The following is a 19,753-nucleotide window of genomic DNA, read 5'->3' as shown; positions in this document are numbered from 1 at the left end:
ATAAAATAAGATAAAACAAGAAATGGTAGGTAGGTATGAGCAAAGAATTTTCAATGGATAAAATTACAGCATTAGCAAAATCTAGAGGTTTTGTTTTCCCAGGCTCTGATATTTATGGCGGCTTGGCAAATACATGGGATTATGGCCCTGTAGGCGTAGAACTAAAAAACAATGTAAAAAGAGCTTGGTGGAAAAAATTTGTCCAAGAATCAAAATATAATGTAGGTCTTGATGCAGCTATATTAATGAATCCTAAAACGTGGGTAGCATCCGGCCATGTTGGCGGTTTTGCAGATCCTCTTATAGATTGTAAAAGTTGTAAAGCAAGATTTAGAGCAGATAAGCTTATAGAAGATTATATAAAAGAAACTGATGGGATGGAAGCAAATGTTGATGGCTGGTCAAAAGAAAAACTAGAACAGTTTATTCAGGATAATTCAATTAAGTGTCCGGAATGTGGCAAGAGTGATTTTACTACTATAAGGCAGTTTAATTTAATGTTCAAAACCTTCCAGGGAGTTACAGAAGATTCTAAAGCGGAAATTTTCTTAAGACCAGAAACCGCACAAGGTATATTTGTTAATTTTAAGGCAGTACAGAGAACATCAAGGAAGAAGATCCCATTCGGAATAGCACAAATTGGTAAATCATTTAGAAATGAAATTACTCCCGGTAATTTTACTTTCAGAACAAGAGAATTTGAGCAGATGGAATTAGAATTCTTTTGTAAACCGGGTACAGATTTAGAATGGTTTAGTTATTGGAAAGATTATTGTGTTAATTGGCTTAAATCATTAGGCATTAATGATGCTAATATTAAACTTAGAGATCATGAAAAAGAAGAATTATCTCATTACAGTAATGCAACTACTGACATCGAATATCGTTTCCCATTTGGTTGGGGAGAGCTGTGGGGTATAGCAGACAGAACAGATTTTGATTTAAAACAACATATAGAACATTCCGGTCAGGATATGTCGTATCAAGATCCTGAAACAAATGAAAAATATGTACCTTATTGTATTGAACCTTCACTTGGAGCTGACAGAGTAACACTTGCATTTTTAGTTGATGCTTATGATGAAGAAGTTTTAGTTGATGCAAAGGGTAAAGAAGATATCAGAACAGTTATGAGGTTTCACCCTGCGATAGCGCCATTTAAAGCTGCTATATTACCTCTTACAAAGAAACAAAGCTCAGAAGCTGAAGCGTTGTATGATGAATTGTCAAAGTCTTTCATGTTAGATTATGATGCAGCGGGCAGTATTGGTAAGAGATATAGAAGAGAAGACGAAATTGGAACACCTTTCTGCATTACTGTAGATTTTGATACAGAAAATGATAAGAGTGTAACCATCCGTGATCGTGATACAATGGAGCAAATCAGAATACCAATTTCTGAAATAAAAGAATATATTGAAAGCAAGTTGGTATTTTAACTTATAAAACATGGGACAAACACCTTATAACAAGGATAGTTTGTTCCGTTTTTGTAACCATATGAAATATAATTTTAGCGGAACTTAAAAAAACACTGATTATTGGCAGCAAATGAAAATAGCAAATTGCCAATACGTGCAAATAGAATTTATGATTTCGTAGTTTTTTATATTAATTATTTGATGACATTAAAAAAGGAGTGAGTAGTCGAAATGGGACAAAAGTATGTTTATCTCTTCAGTGAAGGTAACGGAAAAATGCGTGAATTATTAGGTGGAAAAGGTGCAAATTTAGCTGAAATGACTAATTTGGGAATGCCTGTACCACAAGGCTTTACAATCACCACTGAAGTATGTACACAGTATTATGCTGATGGAGAAGCCATTAATGATGAAATTAAATCTGAAATAATGACTTATGTATCAAAAATGGAAGAAATTACTGGAAAAAAATTCGGTGATTTAGAAAATCCATTATTAGTATCTGTTCGTTCAGGTGCCAGAGCATCTATGCCAGGTATGATGGATACAATATTAAATTTAGGTTTAAATGATGTTGTTGTTGAAAGTTTTGCAAAAAAAACAGGTAATCCTCGATTTGCATATGATTCGTACAGACGTTTTATTCAGATGTATTCTGATGTAGTTATGGAAGTAGGTAAAGCATACTTTGAAAAACTAATTGATGAAATGAAAGAAAAAAAAGGAGTAAAGCTTGATACTGAATTAGATGCAGAAGATTTAAAAGAATTAGCAAGATTATTTAAAGAAGAATATAAACTAAAAATCGGTGAAGATTTTCCTCAAAATCCAACTGATCAATTAATGGGTGCAATAGAAGCAGTATTTCGTTCATGGAATAATCCAAGAGCAATTTATTATAGACGAATGAATGACATACCATCTTCATGGGGTACTGCAGTAAACGTTCAGGCTATGGTATTTGGAAATATGGGAAATACTTCTGGTACAGGTGTTGCATTCTCCAGAAATCCTGCTACCGGAGAACAAAAGCTGTATGGTGAATTCCTAATGAATGCTCAAGGTGAAGATGTAGTTGCAGGTGTAAGAACTCCTCAAACTATAGATCAGTTAAAAGAACAGAATCCAAAAGTATACGAAGAGTTTTATAAAATTGTATATACATTGGAGAAACACTATAGAGACATGCAGGATATGGAGTTTACTATTGAAGAAGGTAAGCTTTATATGTTACAAACAAGGAATGGTAAAAGAACTGCAGCTGCAGCTCTAAAAATTGCATGTGACCTTGTTGATGAAGGTATGATTTCAGAAGAAGAAGCAGTGTTAATGATTGATCCAAAGCAACTTGATGCATTACTTCATCCACAGTTTGATAATGAAGCTTTAAAGCAAGCTAAGCCAATTTCTTCAGGACTTCCTGCATCCCCTGGGGCTGCTTGTGGTCAGGTTGTATTTACGGCTGAAGATGCTACAAATTGGGCAGTAAATAAAGGTGCTAAAGTAATTCTTGTTCGTTTAGAAACATCCCCTGAAGATATTGAAGGTATGAATTATGCTCAAGGTATTTTAACAGTTCGTGGAGGTATGACTTCTCATGCAGCTGTAGTTGCTCGTGGGATGGGAACTTGCTGCGTATCAGGATGCGGAGATATAAAAATCAATGAAGAAGCAAAGGTGTTTACACTTGGAGGAAAAGAATTCCATGAAGGAGATTACATATCATTAGATGGCAGTACCGGTAATATTTATGGTGAAGCCATTAAAACTGTGGCTGCTACTATCTCCGGAAACTTTGACAGAATCATGACATGGGCTGATAAATATAGAACACTTAAGGTTAGAACTAATGCAGATACACCTAAAGATGCTGCACAAGCTGTCAGCTTTGGTGCAGAAGGCATTGGTTTATGCAGAACTGAGCATATGTTCTTTGATTCAAAAAGAATTTCTGCAATGAGAGAAATGATTGTGTCAAAAACCGTTGAGCAACGAAAAACTGCTCTTACAAAGCTTTTACCTATGCAGAGAGAAGACTTTGAAGGCATATATGAAGCAATGAAAGGTTTCCCTGTTACAATACGTTTCTTAGATCCACCTCTACATGAATTTTTGCCGACTGAGGAAGAGGACATTAAAGAACTTTCTAAAGAAATGAATTTAGATATAAATGAACTTAAAGCTATTATTTCTTCTTTACATGAATTTAACCCAATGATGGGGCACAGAGGCTGCCGTTTAGCAGTTTCATATCCAGAGATTGCGGAGATGCAGACTACTGCTGTTATTGAAGCAGCTATTAATGTAAAGAAGGCTCATCCTGATTGGAATATGGTACCTGAAATTATGATTCCTCTTGTTGGAGAAATTAAAGAACTTGCATATGTCAAGGGAATTGTAGATCAAACTGCGAAAACAGTTATAGAAAAGGCTGGAGTAGATCTTAAATATATGGTTGGTACTATGATTGAGATCCCTAGAGCTGCTATTACTGCTGATGAAATTGCTAAAGAAGCTGAATTTTTCTCATTTGGTACAAATGATCTTACACAAATGACTTTTGGATTCAGCAGAGATGATGCAGGTTCATTCTTAGGCTCCTATTACGATAAAAAGATTTATGAAAATGACCCTTTTGCAAGACTTGACCAAAAGGGTGTAGGAAAATTAGTTAAGATGGGTGCTGAGCTAGGAAGAAAGACAAGACCAGATATTAAGCTTGGAATATGTGGAGAACATGGTGGAGATCCATCTTCCATAGAATTTTGTCATAATACAGGTTTAAATTATGTTTCTTGTTCACCTTTTAGAGTACCGATTGCAAGACTTGCTGCTGCACAGGCTGCTATTAAGTCAAATAAATAAAATATAAATATTATAAAAAAGATTTAATCAATTTATTTGATTAAATCTTTTTTTATATAAGCACCCATATATTGTATGTTGGCAGACACGTTTCTTCATAAATACTATATATTTATTTATAGTTTTATGACTTAAAAAGATGAGACTGATTTTTTAGGAGACAAGAAATCAGATATGATAAAATATTAATATATTATGTTTTAAATTGTCGCATTAGGGTATAAAAAATTACATAAGAAAAAATACTTTGATTTAAAGGAGGATGTATAAAATGACAGAGAAAGAATTAAATACAAAAAAATGCAGCTGCGGAGATGGTAAAGAGATTGATGAATATCTAAACTGTACTATTTGTGAACCTGCAAAAGAAGAAGAGGATGTTACAGTACCTGGAGATGCAGACTATGAAGTATCTGTTGAAGAAAAACCTAAAAAAGATCCTGAAGAAGAGGGTGCAAAACATTATCTAAATGATAAATAGTTTTATTTTAATGAATATGTAAAAAATATAATTTAATATATGAACATAAAAACCGATCCTATTAAAGATAGTTGAACCGACCTTTCATAAGTTAAACTTAAAAATCTAACTTATGAGAGGTCAGTTCAAGATGATTTTTAAGGGTCGGTTTTTTGTTTGATTTAGATAACGGTTGATTTTTAAATCGTATTTAATTAAATTTTGAATCACAATTTATGTTGTTTCAAAAATAATTATATCTTCACCTATTTTAAGAATAGAATTCCAAGGTAGCTGTAAATAATCTTTGTTATTTAAAAATCCAATTCTGCCCTGAAAATCAGGAACTAAAATTGCTTTTATTTTTCCATTTTTTTCATCAAAAAGTAATTCGGCATTTGATAACTGTCCATGTCTGCTTCCATTAGATAGATTTATAATTTCCTTATATCCAATCTCGCTGAGTCTCATTTCAATTCCTCCGATCAAATTGATTCGTTTTATTTCCATAATTATAAAAAATTATCTTATATAAAAATATATATTGCAAATAATAGAATTATTACAAAGAAAAAAACATTTAATGGAGGTTTAATATGAGCAAAAACGATAAAGATAAAAATAAAGAAAATCTACCAGACAAAGATGAAAAAGATAAGGAAAAAGATGTAGAGGAAGAAAAGAAAATCAATGAGCCAGAGACTAAGGATAATATTGATAGCTTTGGTGTAATAAGTAATATATTTGATTTCAGAAGTGATATACAATATATGACTATTATTGGTAGTATAGAAGGACATATGGTATTGCCACCAAACAATAAAACTACAAAATATGAAAATCTTATACCACAGTTAGTTGCAGTACAGGAAAACGATAAAATTAAAGGTTTGATAACCATTTTAAATACTGTTGGCGGAGATGTTGAAGCTGGACTTGCGTTAGCGGAATTAATTTCTACATTGTCTAAGCCAACAGTATCATTAGTATTAGGAGGAGGACATAGCATAGGAATACCTTTAGCAACAGCAAGCAATTATTCTTTTATAGCAGAAAGCGCAACAATGACGTTACATCCTATTAGAATGACGGGTATGGTCATAGGAGCTGAACAAACTTATGAGTATTTTAGAAAAATGCAGGAAAGGGTAGTTTCATTTATTACAAGAACTTCAAAAGCTGATAGAGATACAATAAGTAAATTGATGAGCGCAACAGATAATATGGCGAATGATGTTGGAACTATATTATTTGGTAAAGATGCAGTAAAAATAGGATTGATTGATGAAGTAGGCGGGCTAGATAAAGCACTTGCAAAATTAAAGGAATTGATTGTTAATAACAAAAAAGATTGACATAAATTGGGAAAAGATATATAATTATGCAAAAGGAAGGTTTAGCATAAAATGGAAAAAATTAGATTATTAATTTTGCATAATGAAAACGATAAGGAGTATAGCTTAGCATTAGGTAAAGCTATCTCCAACTTACATAATGACTTTGATGTAACGGTTACTTTCTATAGTTATATAAAAGATTTTAAGTATGATTTGATATTGGCAAGTTGTATTTATAATAATTTAGTTGAATTTACAGTTCTCAATAATAATAATTGTGTTATTTATCTTACGGAAGATAAAGTCGAAAAATCTTTAAGAGATAAACCTGTTAAAGAACTTTATAAATATTCAAGGATTCAGGACTTAGCTTCAAAATTAAGGATTATATATGCTTTCTTTTTTGGAAAGAAAAACATAGTTTGTGAAAATAAAGCATGCAAATTTATTGGTTTTTACAGTGCAGGAGGAGGTAACGGTAAGACTGCTGTTTCCATAGGTGTAGCGCAGGAATTAGTTAGGTATCATGATAAGAAAGTATTATATCTTAGTTTAGAAGAATTTGAATCAACTCATTTTTATTTACAAGGCGGAACAAAAAATAAAAATATCAGTGATTTTCTCTATTATCTTTTTAATAAAGAGCATGAAAATATATGTACATTTATCACAAGCTTTACATTTTTAAATCCATGTGGAGTAGAGTTTTTTTATCCTGCGAAAGGAAGTAATGAATTAAATAAGCTTAAAAATGAAGAGTTATATCGTTTCCTTAAGTTTATAGAAGAGAGTAGACGATATGATTATGTTGTTTTGGATTTACCCTATTCATTAAACAATCAGACATTAGAATTGTTGCAGAATTGTTTTAAAGTCATATTGATAGAAAGAGATGAGTTCATATCAATAAAGAAAAGCAATAATGCTATAAATTATTTTATAAAAAAGGACTATAGCATATTTCCTGAAAACTATATAAGGGTTAGAAATATGGTAATAAATAATGATGAAAATGAAGCTGAAGGCGAAGAAGTAAATAAATTTGAAGAAAGAAAAATTATTTTCATTGATAAAGATGAAAGCAGTTTTTCCATTAGGGAAGAAATTAAGGAAATTGATTTGGATAATGTATTTGGATTAGGAATAAAAGAGGTTGTTAATGAAATAATTAAATGATGAACAAACTTATACTTAAAACATTTAATGTGTCAACATTTTATATACTACAAATATAATAATGGGTATATGTTGCCTTTATCAGCCTAAATAGTTATAAGGAGTAAAACTTGTGAGTCAAATGGAAATTATTAAAGAGCTTACAGATGGAGTAAGAGTAATTATTAATAGTCGTGAAAATCAACTTACAGATGATGAAGTACTGGAATATATAGAAAATTATGTACTCCATGATGATAAGAGTCAATTTTATTCATATAAAGAGAAAGAAAAAATGATATATATAATATTTAATATAATCAGAAAAGATTTGAGTATCTTACAACCTTTTGCTGATGACAAAGAAGTAAATGAGATTATGGTTAATGGTACTGATAATATATTTATTGAAAAACATGGGAAATTAGAAAAATTAAATTTTAGATTTCAGAATAAAGAAGAGCTCGAAGAGATAATAAGAAGAATAGCGGCCAAGGTACATAGAGAAATAAATGAATTAAATCCCATAGTTGATGCCAGACTTGAAGATGGCTCAAGGGTAAATGCTGTCTATAAAAATATTGCGTTAAATGGTCCCATTTTAACTATTAGAAAATTTCCGGCAAATAAGATTACAATGGAGAATTTGATAGAAAGAGATTCTGTTACTCTAGAGGCTTCAGAATTTCTTAAAAAACTTGTACAAGCTGGTTATAATATTTTTATTTCAGGAGGGACAAGTTCAGGGAAAACAACTTTTTTAAATGTTTTATCTTCATATATACCAAAAGATGAAAGAGTTATTGTCATAGAAGATTCGGCAGAATTACAAATTACCGAAATAGAAAACATTGTTCGAATGGAGTGTAAAAATGCAAATGCACAAGGTAAGGGAGAAGTAAATGCAAAACAACTTATTAAAGCTTCTCTTAGAATGAGACCTGATCGCATTATTGTGGGAGAGGTAAGGGGAGAAGAAGTTATGGATATGGTTCAGGCGATGAATACAGGACATGATGGCTCACTATCAACAGGACACGGTAATTCGCCGGAAGGAATGATATCAAGGCTTGAAGCAATGTTTTTGCAGGCTGCCGATTTTCCAATTGAAGCTATTAGAAGTCAAATAGCGGAAGCTATAGATATTATTGTACATTTAGGAAGATTAAAAGATAAGAGTCGGAGAGTATTAGAGATAGCCGAAATACAAGAGTACAGAGATAATAAAATTAGAATTAATACATTATTTAAATTTAGCATAAAAGATGGGGAAGGAAAATTAGTTCGAACAGATAATCATTTAATTAATAAAGGTAAATTAGAAATGAAGGGAATTACATTATGATTGAATTGATACCGGCATCTTATGATACATATGAACTAAGTAAAAATGAACGATTAAAATTTTTCTTTATTGTATCTCTTTCGATGTTATTAGTCTCATATTTATTTTATTCCAGTATATTGTTGTCAATAATTAGCTTGTTTTGTTGTTTACCTATGCAAAAATATTATAAAAAATATTTAGCAAAAAAGAGAAAACATGAATTGAATAATCAGTTTCGTGATGCTTTGTATTCAATCTCTGCATCGATATCTGTTGGAAGACAAATGCCTGAAGCATTACTTGAAGCAAGGGACAACATGAAGGTAATTTATTCTGAAAACGCTCCTATTGTAATGGAGCTATCATATATAGTAAAGAGATTTTATGTAAATCGCGAATCAGAAGAAACTATTCTCAGAGATTTTGCAAAACGTAGTGATTGTGATGATATTAAAAATTTTGTAGATGTTTATTTTACTTGCAGAGTAACAGGTGGTGATTTGGAAAAAGTAGTTATGAAAGCAGCGCAAATCATTATGGATAAGATTTCAATCAATAAAGAAATTAAGACGTTAACTGCGCAAAAAAAATTTGAAGCGAAAATATTAACAGCTATTCCATTAATTATTATATTGTTTTTAAGAATTATATCTCCTGATTATTTGAGAGTTATGTATGAGACCTTTATCGGAAGGATTATTATGACGGTTTCATTAATTGCAATAGGAGCTGCGTATTATTTGAGTAATAGGATAACAGATATAAAAGTATAGCTGAATGAAGGGTTAGGTGTAAATATGAAAGGGAAAAAATATAAGGATATTTTAAAAATTTTTATAGAATGGTTAATGCCTAAATTACCAGATTGGATTATAGGAAAGACTACTGTACTTGAAATGAAGTTTCGTGAAAGGTATGGAGATAGAAATTGTATTGAATACATAAATAAGATTAAATACGATAATTTGAAAAGATACATAGTAATTATAAGCTTGTTTCTATTATTTATTCTTTTGATTGTAGTTGATAATTTTATAAATTTAGATGGTAAAGTAAAAAAAGAAGGAAATTTAACTTATATTAATCGACCTGTAATTGGGGATAAAGCAGAAACTGTTGATGTTCATGTTGAACTTGAGCATGAAGATACTCAAATGGAAAAAGATGTTCAATTAAGTGTGAAAACAAAGAAACTTACAAATAAGCAAAAATCTAAGATTTTGAAAAATTATGCGGATAAATTACCCAAAATTATATTAGGTGAAAATAAGTCGGATAATGAGATTACAAAAGAATTAAATTTAGTAGAAAAAGACAAAGAAAATGGGATTGTAATAAAATGGACTTCAAATAACCCTGATATTATAGGAGAAACAGGACAAGTAGATTCAATGAGTGTTAGTAAGGGAAAAAAAGTAATTTTAACTGCGGAATTAATATTAGATGATTTAACATATGAAAAAGAAATAAATTTAAGAGTTATACCGGCAAAGGATAATGTAGATGTTAAGAACATACTTGAATGCAGATTAGCCGCATTAACTGATGAACTTGCTGATAACCGTGATAACAATTATTTAGTATTACCAAATAATTTACAAGATAATATTAAAATTAGATGGAGCGATAAGAAAAGTAATGATATTACTATACTAATTATTATATTTGTTCTTTTAATATTAATTATATTTAAAAACAGATATGTAAAGATAGATAAGGAAATTAAAACTGCTAAAGAATCTATGCTGAATGATTTCCCTGACTTTGTTAATAAACTTGTATTACTTCTTAATGCAGGACTAGTGCCAACTACCGCATTGCTAAAGATTTCAAATGATTATGCTGATTATCATTGCGAAGAAAAAGTCTTATATGCGGAGTTATGTGAAATACAAAGGAAAGTTGATGGTACAAATTTATCTGTTATTTCAGAGCTAAAGAATTTTGCACAGAGGTGTGGAATCAGAGAGTTTATGAGGTTTTCAGCCATAATAGCGGAAAATATAAATAAAGGAAGTACATTAGCTGAAAAGCTTGAATCGGAGTCGGAGCTTCTTTGGCTTAACAGGAAAAAAAATGCAGAAGAAAGGGGTAGACTAGCAGAGACTAAACTTACATTACCACTTTTAATCTTACTTTTAGTTTTAATCGTAATAACAATTGTGCCAGCACTTATTGAAATGTGATTTATTTATATTTCAAATCCATGTAAAGCTATTAGATTTAGAATATTAATGAAAAAGGAGAAAAGATAATGAAGAGAATTATTAAAATTAAAAATAATAAAAAGGGAATGGAGCTAGTTCAAGTGGCAATATTAATAGCTATAGCTATTGGACTGGGCTTGATTTTCAAAGATAAAATAGGAGAATTTGTAAATTCTACATTTGATAATTTATTAAACAGTGATTTTTAAAAAAGTTTACATAAAAAGGTATTATGTTATGAAAATAATAAATAAAAAAGGGACTACCATTGTTGAAGCTAGTTTGATATTTCCTGTAGTTATAATAGCAGTAATGTCGATTATTTATATCTCTGTTTCAATGTATGAAAAAATAGAAAATCAATGTAATGATCATCTGATCGAAAGAGAAAATCAGCAAGGAGATGAAGTAGATTTTGTAAGGAAAATTGATTTAACAAAAATGGAGGAAGATAATTGAAAAACTATATATGTAATAAAAAGGGATCAACATCAATATTTCTTACTGCTATTTTATTAAGTATGATTATATTAGTTGGCATGTTTATAGAAATCTCATCAGGAAAAGCTGCACACAGTTATGCTGATGGTGTATTAAGATTAGCAGGAAGTTCGATTTTATCAGAGTATAATAGGAATTTAAAAAAAGATTACGGAATTTTTGCGTTTAAAGGTGATAAAGAAACTATAGAAAATAAGATAAGAATGTATGCAGAAGCCAGCTTAAATAAAACTGATAAAAAAGGTACTATGGACTTATTAAGACTTAATTTAAAAGATATAAATGCAAATCTTACAGGATATTCTATTACAAACATGGATATTTTCGAAGAAAAAATTAATGAGTATATGAAATATAGGTTAATTGAAAAAGCCATTGATGATGTACTAACAGAAAATGAAGAACATGTTTCACAAATAAAAAAAAGTAAAAAACTAACTGACGATAAAACTAATGAAAGTGATGAATTAAAAAAAGAAATTAAAGAAAAAGAAAAAAATAAGGATAATAATGAAAATGAGGAGAAAATAAAAGACGGTAAAAAGAAATTAAAAAAAATTAAATCCTTATCTGAAAGTATTGGTGAAACAAATGTAAACAAGAAAGGTAAGGGCAGCTCTATATTAAAAAATCAAAAGGTTATAAATAGACTACCATCTAAAATAATTGGAACTAGTAATAGCGGTAATATAAATATTAATTTTAATGCTATTCTGATAAATGAGTATATATTGGATACATTCAGTAATCAACAAAACCTTGGAAATCACGGTGAAGGATTTTTTAGGAATGAAGCAGAATATATACTGTATGGTAGTTTTAATGATCAGATTAATTATAAAAAAGCTAAAGCTGAACTATTAGCAATAAGAACAGGTCTTAATATGGCATATATTTATGTTGATAAAACAAAATTAAATGAAACCTTAACTTTAGCAAATAGTTTAACTCCAGGTCCATGGGCTCCCGTAACCCAATTTATAATAATTTCCAGTTGGGCAGCAGCTGAGGGCGGAAATGATATAAGACTTTTAGAAGAAGGTAAAAAGGTACCTTTTATGAAAACTTCCGAAAGTTGGGCTTTGGATTTGAATCAATTAGTCAAAGGTAATACGAAGGGCAAATCTAAGCAAAATGATAAGGGATTAGATTACGAAGGATATTTAAAGATATTATTGACTATGAGAGATAGGAATAAAAAGCTTATAAGAATAATGGATTTGATACAAATTAATATGATAGGTAAATACAATAAAAATTTTTTCTTGCAAGATTATTGCATAGGATTTGAATATGATGCAATTTTAACTAAAGAAAGTGGGATTTTTAAGCAAAGAGGGAAAAGGGTTACTAATTTAGAAGGGCTTTGCACGTACTAATTAAATAAAAGGATAAATATATGAAAAAAAATAAAAAAGGATTTATAACTGTAGAAGCAGCAATTTTTATTCCTGTCTTTATAATTGGTTTATTAACATTAGCTTATCTTATTAAAATTTTGTGGATTCAAGAATCAAATTTTTTCATCTTTGAAAAAGAAGCACATGAACTGTCAAAAAATACATATGTAGCAGAAGTTTATAAAAATAGTAATAAATTTCTTAATTCCAGTTTTGAACTTTTAATAAAAAATAAAATATATAAAAATAAACCTAAAGATGTTCAAAAAGTAAACCTATCAAATTATAAATATTTATATAAATATAAAGGTGTATCAGGTCTTATTTCTGCCCAGTTAAATTATAACATAAAAATAAGAATGCCAATTCAATTTTATAATAATATACCAATATCTGATAAACTTCTTTTTAGAGCTTTTATTGGTGCAGATGAGAATCTAGATCCTATGAGCTTTGAAGAAATGGAAAAGTTTAATAAATCGGAAATCGTATGGGTGTTTCCAAAAGCAGGAAAGAGATATCATAAAGAGAATTGTTCGTATATTAGTAACAAACCAAAACAAGTTATATTAAACAGTGCCATAAGGAAAAAATATAAAAGTTGTGATTTATGCAATGCAGATGAAATTGCAGATGGAAATATAGTTTATTGCTTTACTAATACAGGAAAAGTATACCATTCAGGAAATTGTCCGCTGGTAAAAAAATATGTTATACCTATGGAAAAAGAAGAGGCTATAGCTAAAGGATATACTCCTTGTCATAAATGTGGAGGTGAATAAATATGAGAGACTTTGAAGATGAAATAAAAGAAGATTTTAAATTACAAAGTTATGAGGTTAAAATTGAAGATTTATATGGAAGAAGAAAACTTGTTATGGAAATAGATTCAGCTAAGTTTTATAATTTTGAAAGAAAATATTTAGAAAGCAATTTATGTCATTATATGCTTCCGATGAATTTTATAAATATTGATTCTAAAGAAAAAATCTATTATGATATAACAAGATTAATACCAATAGAATCTTATATTAGATCAATTAAAAATGAAAAAAAAGAAAGATTTCCACAAGAAGAAAATACTAGGATTGCATTTTCAATAATAGAGCAAATATTAAGTGCTGTAAAAGATGCAGAGGATTGTCTTTTATTTCTTAATAGGTATAGGATTTGCAAAGATAATATATTTGCAAATATACAAACTGGAAATATACATATTGCATATCTGCCCGAAGAAAATGATTTGCCAACTCAAACAAAGATAATAGAGTTTATAGATAGTATTAATAAATTATTTAATGAAGAAATTGTTAGTAATACTCTATTTAATCTTACTCAAAATATAAAAAGAGAAAATCTTGGGATTGACGAAATAAGTAATGAAATTAGTAGAATAAAAAGGGAATTTGTGATTACTTATGCTGATTCCTTAAGATAATAAATTTATATATTTAATTTAAACTTAAACAACATTTTAAATTAAAATAAAACTTTTTAGATAGTACTAAATATAGAATATGAGATTTAAGACAAATAATTGATGGAAGTTTGATTATTGTTAATAATTTCTTAATAATTTCTTAAGTTTTTATTATAACAAATAAAAAAATTTTCTGGTAAAATAGTACTATTGAAAGGAGTTATTGTTTTTATGGAAAATATAGTAGTAATAAAAGATTTTTTTATAGTTGGATTAATAGTAAATATTGTTGTACTGATTTTTTCACAGATTAATTTAAAAAGAAAGCATGAACATGCTGCAGGAATTAACAGATTATTGTTAATAATATTAGGTTTATATTTAACGTTTCTTTTCTCATCAACAATTTCTCCCGTATATGGTTTTTCTGTTTCAAAGTTTTGGGGAAATATAAACTTAGTACCATTTAAAATATTATCTGATATGCATGATAATTTATTTGATTTTATAGGAAAAATATTTATGTTTGTTCCTATAGGAATTTTATTTGTTCTATTGTCAAATAAGTGCCAAAAACTTTATGTAACATTATATAAGGGAATGGGAATTTCTTTATTAATTGAATTTATACAGTTATTTGAGAATCGTGGTGCAGATATAGATGACATTATTTTAAGTACAATAGGAACTTTTGTAGGTTATATAATTGGAAGAGCATTATTGATTTTTATACCATCATTACGTAAGAAAATAGGGATTTTGAAATTAATAGGAGAAGGTAGATATAAAAGAAAATATAATGATACTGCTAGTATTAATGCCTTGTGTATTCTTATAATTATTGGTGTATTTACAGTTGGTCTTTCAGAAAAGAATATTGTAGCACAAAATATTAAAAATAAAGAGACTGTTATTCCAAAAGTAATATCTGAAGAAATAAAGCCGGCAAATAAACAAATTTCAGCAGAAGTTGAAGCAAAAGATGTATATTTTATGAATGTTACTACTAATACATTGTTCTATGAAAAGTCAAGTGATGAAAAAATTGCACCTGCAAGTACAACAAAAATGTTGACAGCTTTAACCGTTTTAGATTATTGTGACATAAATGAAATAGTACAAGTTGGTGATGAGGTAAATTTAATCTCGGCGAATGCTTCAAGAGCTTGGGTATATCCTGGAAGTAGGTTAAACGTTAAACAATTATTAGATGGACTTTTATTGCCCTCAGGAAATGATGCGGCATATGCTTTAGCGGTTTTTACAGGTAGAAAAATAGCTGAAAATGAGAATCTTTCCATAGATGAAGCTATTACGGTTTTTATGGACAAGATGAATTTAAAAGCAAAAAATTTAGGTGCTGAAAATTCTAATTTTGTAAGACCGGATGGGTATGATATTGAAAATCAATATACAACAGCACACGACCTTGCGTTAATAGCTAAAGGATTTTTAAAATGTAATGAATTAAAAAACATAGCAGGTTCCTATAGTATTTATGATGAATGGCTAAGCGGAGAAAGTATAACATATCAAAATACAAATGAGCTAATTAATCCAAACAGCCAATATTATTATAAGACGGTTATAGGACTTAAAACCGGAACAACTGAAAATGCAGGTTGTTGTTTAGTTTCTGCTGCTGAAGTAGAGGGAGATATTTACATTTGTGTAGTCATGGGGAGCACTGAAGAAGGCAGATGGGAAGATAGTATAAAATTATATAATAAAATTGAAGATAGTTTACAAGAAAGTTAGAGAAATTAAATTAAAAAAATCATAATATACATTAAAAAACCGAGCATGGCCCGGTTTTTTAATGTTGTAATACTTTTATTATCTGTCGTTTCTGAATTGTCTTCTTTCGTTCTTCTTTTTATCTCTGCATTCCTTACATCTTTTTGGTTCGTTATCAAAACCTTTCTCTTTGTAGAATTCTTGTTCTCCTACTGTAAATACAAATTCCTGCCCACAGTCTTGACATACGAGTGTTTTGTCTTCCATTGATTTTCCTCCAAGTTTTTAAAAAAAATAATTTAAATATTTAAAATAGGTTATGGAGTCGACTTTCAAAAAGATGATCGGACCATTTATTTTAAATATATATATCTATATTATATATATTTTTATTTAATCTGTCTATAAAAATATTAAAAAAATATGAATTGTCAGAATTGTTCTACAATACAAAGCGCGCGCATAGATTTAATAATATATTAAAAAGTAAAGCTAAATATTTCGGTAGAGGATAGCCCTAGACACTCTGTTTTTAGAGGACCGAAGAAGCAAATCGAAAGAGATTACAATCTTTTGATGAAACTGACAGGTAAAAAGGAAGGTTATCTGACGAATCTTTGGAGAGATCACATATGTGGCGCCTACGTGGATATAACCAACTGGCAAAAGGACAGAGGAATATATGTTGCTATAAGCATACGTATATTCTTTTTTTATTGTTTCTAGTTTGGATATTGTATGCTAATAACAATGTATGATATTTAGCCATTTAAGTCAGTTTTGAATATTAAATGGGAGGTAAAATTATGAGAATGTTATTAGTTGGAGCAGGAGCAGTAGGAGAATCTATTTTAAAAATATTACAAACTCGTGACCCTAATGCTGACTGGTTGGAATTAGTAGTTATATCAGACTATAGTTTAGAAAGAGCTAAAGAAGTAGTTGAGCATTTAGGAGGAAGTAGTATCTATATTGCAGAGCATATAGATGCAAAAGAGACACAAAGCATAGTGGATTTAATTAAAAAACATAATTGCGACTTTGTTATGGATGCTGCAGCACCTTTTGTTTGCAATAATATCTTTGATGCAGCATATGAAGCAAATGTTAAATATGCATGTATGGGTACTTGGTCAGTTCCAATGGAAAATCCTAAATATGGATTAGGATTTGATAAGAGTTATTTAGAACCAATGGCAAAATATAATTTTGACAGACATGATGATTGGGCTAGAAATAATAACATGGCATGTATATGTTTAGGCATTGATCCTGGAGTTGTAGACGTTTTTGCAAAATTTGCAGCAGAGTATTTATTTGATGAATTAAAAGAAATACATGTAAAAGACGGAGGAAATCTTACTATTCCAAGTGCAGGCAAAGATGATATTACTTTTGGATTTAATGTATGGACAGTACTTGATGAGTGCGTAAATCCTAATGTTGAATGGAGTAAAAAAGATGGATTTATAATCGATAAACCATTTGCAGGAGAAGAAACCTTTGAAATGCCTGCAGGTGTAGGCCAAAATACATTAGTAAAAGTTGAACATGAAGAAACTGTTCTTATGCCTAGGTATCTTGAAAAATATGGGCTTGAAAAAGCTACATTTAAAATCGCTTTAGATGAAAATCTTGTAAAAGCATTAAAAGTGATTAATGCTTTAGGTTTAAGAAGCTTAAAACCAATAGAAGTGGATGGACAAATGGTAATACCGCGTGATGTGGTTGCAGCAGCAGCACCTCAGCCTAAAGATTTAGGAGATGAAATGATAGGGAAGATGTGTGTTGGTATTCATTGTATTGGAATAAAGGATGGAATGAAGAGAGAAGTATTTTTATATCAACCTTTTGATAATCAAGAATCAATGAAAAAATGGCAAATGCAGGCTGTAGTTGCACAAACAGGTTTTGGCGCAGCAGTTGGCATTGAATTAATAGGAACGGGAGTTTGGAATGACAAAGGCGTATTTGGCCCTGAACATTTTGACCCGATTCCATATTTGAAAATAATGGATGAAGCAGGCTTTGAATACGGTATTGTAGAAATGGATTCTGAATATAAGTCTATTAATGACAAATATATTATGTCACAAATTTTTAAGGAGGCAGAAAAGATTAATAAGGCAGTAGCTAGGAAAATGGCTAATGAATAATTTCATAATGAATATTTTAAAAGTACATTTGTATATTTTTAATTAAAATATATTTGCTCTGTACTGTGAGAAAGAGAGGTACTAATATGGCTGATTTAAATCAGACACATGGTGTAGCAGGTCTGAAAAAATATGATATGAAAGTATCAGGTATAGTTTTCATGATTTATTGCTTAGTAGCAGCAGGAGCTTTTGGCATAGAAGAAATGATACCGGCAAGCGGCCCTGGCTTAACATTAGTAATGCTGATAATTTTCCCGATTATTTGGGCATTACCTATTAGTAATCTTGTAGCTGAAATGGGATCTATACTTCCCTCTGAAGGCGGTGTTTATGTTTGGGTAAGAGAAGCTTTTGGAGAATTTTGGGGCTTTCAAGCAGGATGGTGGGCAACAATTTCAACATATATTACAAATGGCGTTTATGTTGCGTTGGTAGTAGGTTACACAAGTCAATTTGTTCCAATGTCTGAGGCAACGGCATTTTTGCTGAAAATAATTATGATAGCTATTTTCACAATAATAAATTTAATGGGGATTAGAGAAGTTGGTAAAGTCAGTACTATATTATCAATTTTAATTATATTGGCATTTGCAGCGGTTGCATTGGTAGGGTTTATGAATTGGAATTATAATCCAGCAATTCCTTTTATACCTGAAGATATGACATTGCTTGAAAGTATAGGTGGTTGTATAGGAATTTGTATTTGGATGTATTGTGGTTATGAATGTATTTCAAATATGGCTGGTGAAGTAAAGAATCCTCAAGTGATTCCAAAAGGTTTAATAATTGCAATGCCCCTTATTGCACTTACATATGTTCTTCCAACAATGGGGGGTATTGCTTCAATTGGACAATGGGAAAATTGGTCTACAGACGGTGCCGTAGGTTATGCTGCTGTTTTAACAGAAAATTTAGGTCATGTTTGGGGATATGTATTCTTATTTGTAGCTATAATTTCTCAGTGTGCAATATTTAACACTTATTTAGCATCCGGATCAAGAGGTTTTTTTGTTTTAGCTGATGACAATCTTTGCCCTGAATTTTTAGTAAAGGTCAGTAAGGGAAGAGGCGTTCCATATGTAGGTATTTTATCTTTGTCTATTGTTACTATGTTTCTTGCACAATATGATTTTACTACTCTTGTTATGACTGAAGTAGTTTTTATGCTTGCATTATATATTATTATGCCTCTTGCAGTGATCAAACTCAGAAAAACCATACCAATAAGTGAAAGAGAAGGCTGCTTTATTATACCGTGGGGAAAAACAGGCTTATATTTATTTGCAGGACTTCCGGTTGTAATATCTGTTATAGCTTTACTAATTAATGGAACTGATTATTTTTTGATTGGTTTGCTTGCAACTTCCACAGGACCAATATTCTATATTCTTTTTAAAATAAAATTTGGTGGCCTTTACAAAAATGATCCTATTCTTTATCCTGTTAATTTAAAAACAAAATTAGCAGTTGGAGATACTTTAAGAATTTCATTGTATTGTATGATTGCAGGAATATTTGCAGTAGTAGGGCATTTCTTCTTAATTTGGTATGAAGGAGACTGGGGTGAAGAATATTATTTAGAGGAGTATGAAAGCGGTCTTTTTAGTAATTTCCAACAGATGATAGATAGTCTTTTAATTGGAGGATTAATTGTATTTTCAATAGGAATAATTCTATATATAATAGGCAAAAAGGTTGAACCAGAAAAATAAAATTAAAGTAAAAGAAAAAAATACATCTTGCATAGGTGTATTTTTTTCTTTT

At 29.9% G+C, this 19,753-nt stretch carries 18 protein-coding genes; 16 read left to right on the top strand and 2 right to left on the bottom strand.

The window, feature by feature from the left end:
- The first annotated feature begins 35 nt into the window (after positions 1 to 35).
- From K292_RS0107585 to K292_RS0107575, 3 genes are all read left to right on the top strand, one after another.
- Positions 36 to 1,439 carry a glycine--tRNA ligase gene (locus K292_RS0107585; protein ID WP_027399330.1) on the top strand — a complete coding sequence of 468 codons (1,404 nt, stop codon included), beginning with the start codon at positions 36 to 38 and terminating at the stop codon, positions 1,437 to 1,439.
- 213 nt (positions 1,440 to 1,652) lie between these two features.
- Positions 1,653 to 4,286, top strand: coding sequence for a pyruvate, phosphate dikinase (gene ppdK, locus K292_RS0107580; RefSeq protein WP_027399329.1), 2,634 nt, complete (start codon positions 1,653 to 1,655; stop codon positions 4,284 to 4,286).
- A 271-nt stretch (positions 4,287 to 4,557) separates the two neighbouring features.
- Complete coding sequence (locus K292_RS0107575; RefSeq protein ID WP_027399328.1) at positions 4,558 to 4,767, top strand: hypothetical protein; 210 nt, start codon at positions 4,558 to 4,560, stop codon at positions 4,765 to 4,767.
- A 213-nt stretch (positions 4,768 to 4,980) separates the two neighbouring features.
- Here K292_RS0107575 and K292_RS0107570 read toward each other — a convergent pair whose 3' ends face one another.
- Positions 4,981 to 5,217 carry a YlmC/YmxH family sporulation protein gene (locus K292_RS0107570; RefSeq protein WP_027399327.1) on the bottom strand — a complete coding sequence of 79 codons (237 nt, stop codon included), beginning with the start codon at positions 5,215 to 5,217 and terminating at the stop codon, positions 4,981 to 4,983.
- A gap of 125 nt (positions 5,218 to 5,342) precedes the next feature.
- Between K292_RS0107570 and K292_RS0107565 the strand changes: the two genes are divergently transcribed.
- From K292_RS0107565 to K292_RS17835, 11 genes are all read left to right on the top strand, one after another.
- Positions 5,343 to 6,101, top strand: a complete 759-nt coding sequence (locus tag K292_RS0107565; protein ID WP_084145934.1) for a ClpP family protease — start codon at positions 5,343 to 5,345, stop codon at positions 6,099 to 6,101.
- Between the two features lie 51 nt (positions 6,102 to 6,152).
- Positions 6,153 to 7,259: an AAA family ATPase gene (locus tag K292_RS0107555; RefSeq protein WP_027399325.1), complete on the top strand. Its 1,107-nt coding sequence runs from the start codon at positions 6,153 to 6,155 to the stop codon at positions 7,257 to 7,259.
- A 121-nt stretch (positions 7,260 to 7,380) separates the two neighbouring features.
- Positions 7,381 to 8,583, top strand: a complete 1,203-nt coding sequence (locus K292_RS0107550; RefSeq protein ID WP_037372818.1) for a CpaF family protein — start codon at positions 7,381 to 7,383, stop codon at positions 8,581 to 8,583.
- Positions 8,580 to 9,338 (top strand): type II secretion system F family protein, encoded by a 759-nt coding sequence (locus tag K292_RS16405; RefSeq protein ID WP_051280493.1) that lies wholly within the window; start codon positions 8,580 to 8,582, stop codon positions 9,336 to 9,338. Before K292_RS0107550 ends, K292_RS16405 begins: the two co-directional genes overlap by 4 nt.
- 24 nt (positions 9,339 to 9,362) lie before the next feature.
- Entirely contained in the window at positions 9,363 to 10,751 is a 1,389-nt protein-coding gene (locus tag K292_RS0107540; RefSeq protein ID WP_027399323.1) for a type II secretion system F family protein, read from the top strand.
- Between the two features lie 68 nt (positions 10,752 to 10,819).
- Positions 10,820 to 10,981, top strand: a complete 162-nt coding sequence (locus K292_RS18245; RefSeq protein WP_084145933.1) for a Flp1 family type IVb pilin — start codon at positions 10,820 to 10,822, stop codon at positions 10,979 to 10,981.
- Between the two features lie 28 nt (positions 10,982 to 11,009).
- Positions 11,010 to 11,231 (top strand): TadE/TadG family type IV pilus assembly protein, encoded by a 222-nt coding sequence (locus tag K292_RS0107530; protein WP_027399322.1) that lies wholly within the window; start codon positions 11,010 to 11,012, stop codon positions 11,229 to 11,231.
- Positions 11,228 to 12,652 (top strand): DUF5702 domain-containing protein, encoded by a 1,425-nt coding sequence (locus K292_RS0107525; RefSeq protein ID WP_027399321.1) that lies wholly within the window; start codon positions 11,228 to 11,230, stop codon positions 12,650 to 12,652. Before K292_RS0107530 ends, K292_RS0107525 begins: the two co-directional genes overlap by 4 nt.
- Before the next feature lie 20 nt (positions 12,653 to 12,672).
- The gene (locus K292_RS0107520; RefSeq protein ID WP_027399320.1) at positions 12,673 to 13,455 is read left to right on the top strand and encodes a hypothetical protein; all 783 of its coding nucleotides are present in this window, start codon (positions 12,673 to 12,675) and stop codon (positions 13,453 to 13,455) included.
- 2 nt (positions 13,456 to 13,457) lie between these two features.
- Positions 13,458 to 14,111, top strand: coding sequence for a DUF6382 domain-containing protein (locus tag K292_RS0107515; protein ID WP_027399319.1), 654 nt, complete (start codon positions 13,458 to 13,460; stop codon positions 14,109 to 14,111).
- Positions 14,112 to 14,324: 213 nt separating this feature from the next.
- The gene (locus tag K292_RS17835) at positions 14,325 to 15,851 is read left to right on the top strand and encodes a VanZ family protein (protein WP_051280491.1); all 1,527 of its coding nucleotides are present in this window, start codon (positions 14,325 to 14,327) and stop codon (positions 15,849 to 15,851) included.
- A gap of 78 nt (positions 15,852 to 15,929) precedes the next feature.
- On the opposite strand, the gene K292_RS0107505 is transcribed toward K292_RS17835, so the two are convergent.
- The gene (locus tag K292_RS0107505; protein ID WP_027399318.1) at positions 15,930 to 16,097 is read right to left on the bottom strand and encodes a zinc-ribbon domain-containing protein; all 168 of its coding nucleotides are present in this window, start codon (positions 16,095 to 16,097) and stop codon (positions 15,930 to 15,932) included.
- A gap of 539 nt (positions 16,098 to 16,636) precedes the next feature.
- Here K292_RS0107505 and K292_RS16395 point away from each other — a divergent pair.
- Positions 16,637 to 17,986, top strand: a complete 1,350-nt coding sequence (locus K292_RS16395) for a saccharopine dehydrogenase family protein (RefSeq protein ID WP_245570839.1) — start codon at positions 16,637 to 16,639, stop codon at positions 17,984 to 17,986.
- A gap of 86 nt (positions 17,987 to 18,072) precedes the next feature.
- The gene (locus K292_RS0107495) at positions 18,073 to 19,701 is read left to right on the top strand and encodes an APC family permease (RefSeq protein ID WP_027399317.1); all 1,629 of its coding nucleotides are present in this window, start codon (positions 18,073 to 18,075) and stop codon (positions 19,699 to 19,701) included.
- The last annotated feature ends 52 nt before the right edge of the window (positions 19,702 to 19,753 follow it).

The organism is Anaerovorax odorimutans DSM 5092 (assembly GCF_000426305.1).
Lineage (GTDB): Bacteria > Bacillota > Clostridia > Peptostreptococcales > Anaerovoracaceae > Anaerovorax > Anaerovorax odorimutans.
The sequence above is the reverse complement of the archived record's forward strand: the minus strand, read 5'-3'. Positions and strand labels throughout refer to the sequence as shown.

What these genes read in the sequence shown, in the direction of transcription:
- K292_RS0107555 (WP_027399325.1), top strand. Translation starts at nt 6,153, where the DNA reads ATGGAAAAAATTAGATTATTAATTTTGCATAATGAAAACGATAAGGAG.
- K292_RS0107570 (WP_027399327.1), bottom strand. Translation starts at nt 5,217, where the DNA reads ATGAGACTCAGCGAGATTGGATATAAGGAAATTATAAATCTATCTAAT.
- K292_RS0107505 (WP_027399318.1), bottom strand. Translation starts at nt 16,097, where the DNA reads ATGGAAGACAAAACACTCGTATGTCAAGACTGTGGGCAGGAATTTGTA.
- K292_RS0107575 (WP_027399328.1), top strand. Translation starts at nt 4,558, where the DNA reads ATGACAGAGAAAGAATTAAATACAAAAAAATGCAGCTGCGGAGATGGT.
- K292_RS0107585 (WP_027399330.1), top strand. Translation starts at nt 36, where the DNA reads ATGAGCAAAGAATTTTCAATGGATAAAATTACAGCATTAGCAAAATCT.
- K292_RS0107515 (WP_027399319.1), top strand. Translation starts at nt 13,458, where the DNA reads ATGAGAGACTTTGAAGATGAAATAAAAGAAGATTTTAAATTACAAAGT.
- ppdK (WP_027399329.1), top strand. Translation starts at nt 1,653, where the DNA reads ATGGGACAAAAGTATGTTTATCTCTTCAGTGAAGGTAACGGAAAAATG.
- K292_RS17835 (WP_051280491.1), top strand. Translation starts at nt 14,325, where the DNA reads ATGGAAAATATAGTAGTAATAAAAGATTTTTTTATAGTTGGATTAATA.
- K292_RS0107520 (WP_027399320.1), top strand. Translation starts at nt 12,673, where the DNA reads ATGAAAAAAAATAAAAAAGGATTTATAACTGTAGAAGCAGCAATTTTT.
- K292_RS0107565 (WP_084145934.1), top strand. Translation starts at nt 5,343, where the DNA reads ATGAGCAAAAACGATAAAGATAAAAATAAAGAAAATCTACCAGACAAA.
- K292_RS18245 (WP_084145933.1), top strand. Translation starts at nt 10,820, where the DNA reads ATGAAGAGAATTATTAAAATTAAAAATAATAAAAAGGGAATGGAGCTA.
- K292_RS0107530 (WP_027399322.1), top strand. Translation starts at nt 11,010, where the DNA reads ATGAAAATAATAAATAAAAAAGGGACTACCATTGTTGAAGCTAGTTTG.
- K292_RS0107550 (WP_037372818.1), top strand. Translation starts at nt 7,381, where the DNA reads ATGGAAATTATTAAAGAGCTTACAGATGGAGTAAGAGTAATTATTAAT.
- K292_RS0107540 (WP_027399323.1), top strand. Translation starts at nt 9,363, where the DNA reads ATGAAAGGGAAAAAATATAAGGATATTTTAAAAATTTTTATAGAATGG.
- K292_RS16395 (WP_245570839.1), top strand. Translation starts at nt 16,637, where the DNA reads ATGAGAATGTTATTAGTTGGAGCAGGAGCAGTAGGAGAATCTATTTTA.
- K292_RS16405 (WP_051280493.1), top strand. Translation starts at nt 8,580, where the DNA reads ATGATTGAATTGATACCGGCATCTTATGATACATATGAACTAAGTAAA.
- K292_RS0107495 (WP_027399317.1), top strand. Translation starts at nt 18,073, where the DNA reads ATGGCTGATTTAAATCAGACACATGGTGTAGCAGGTCTGAAAAAATAT.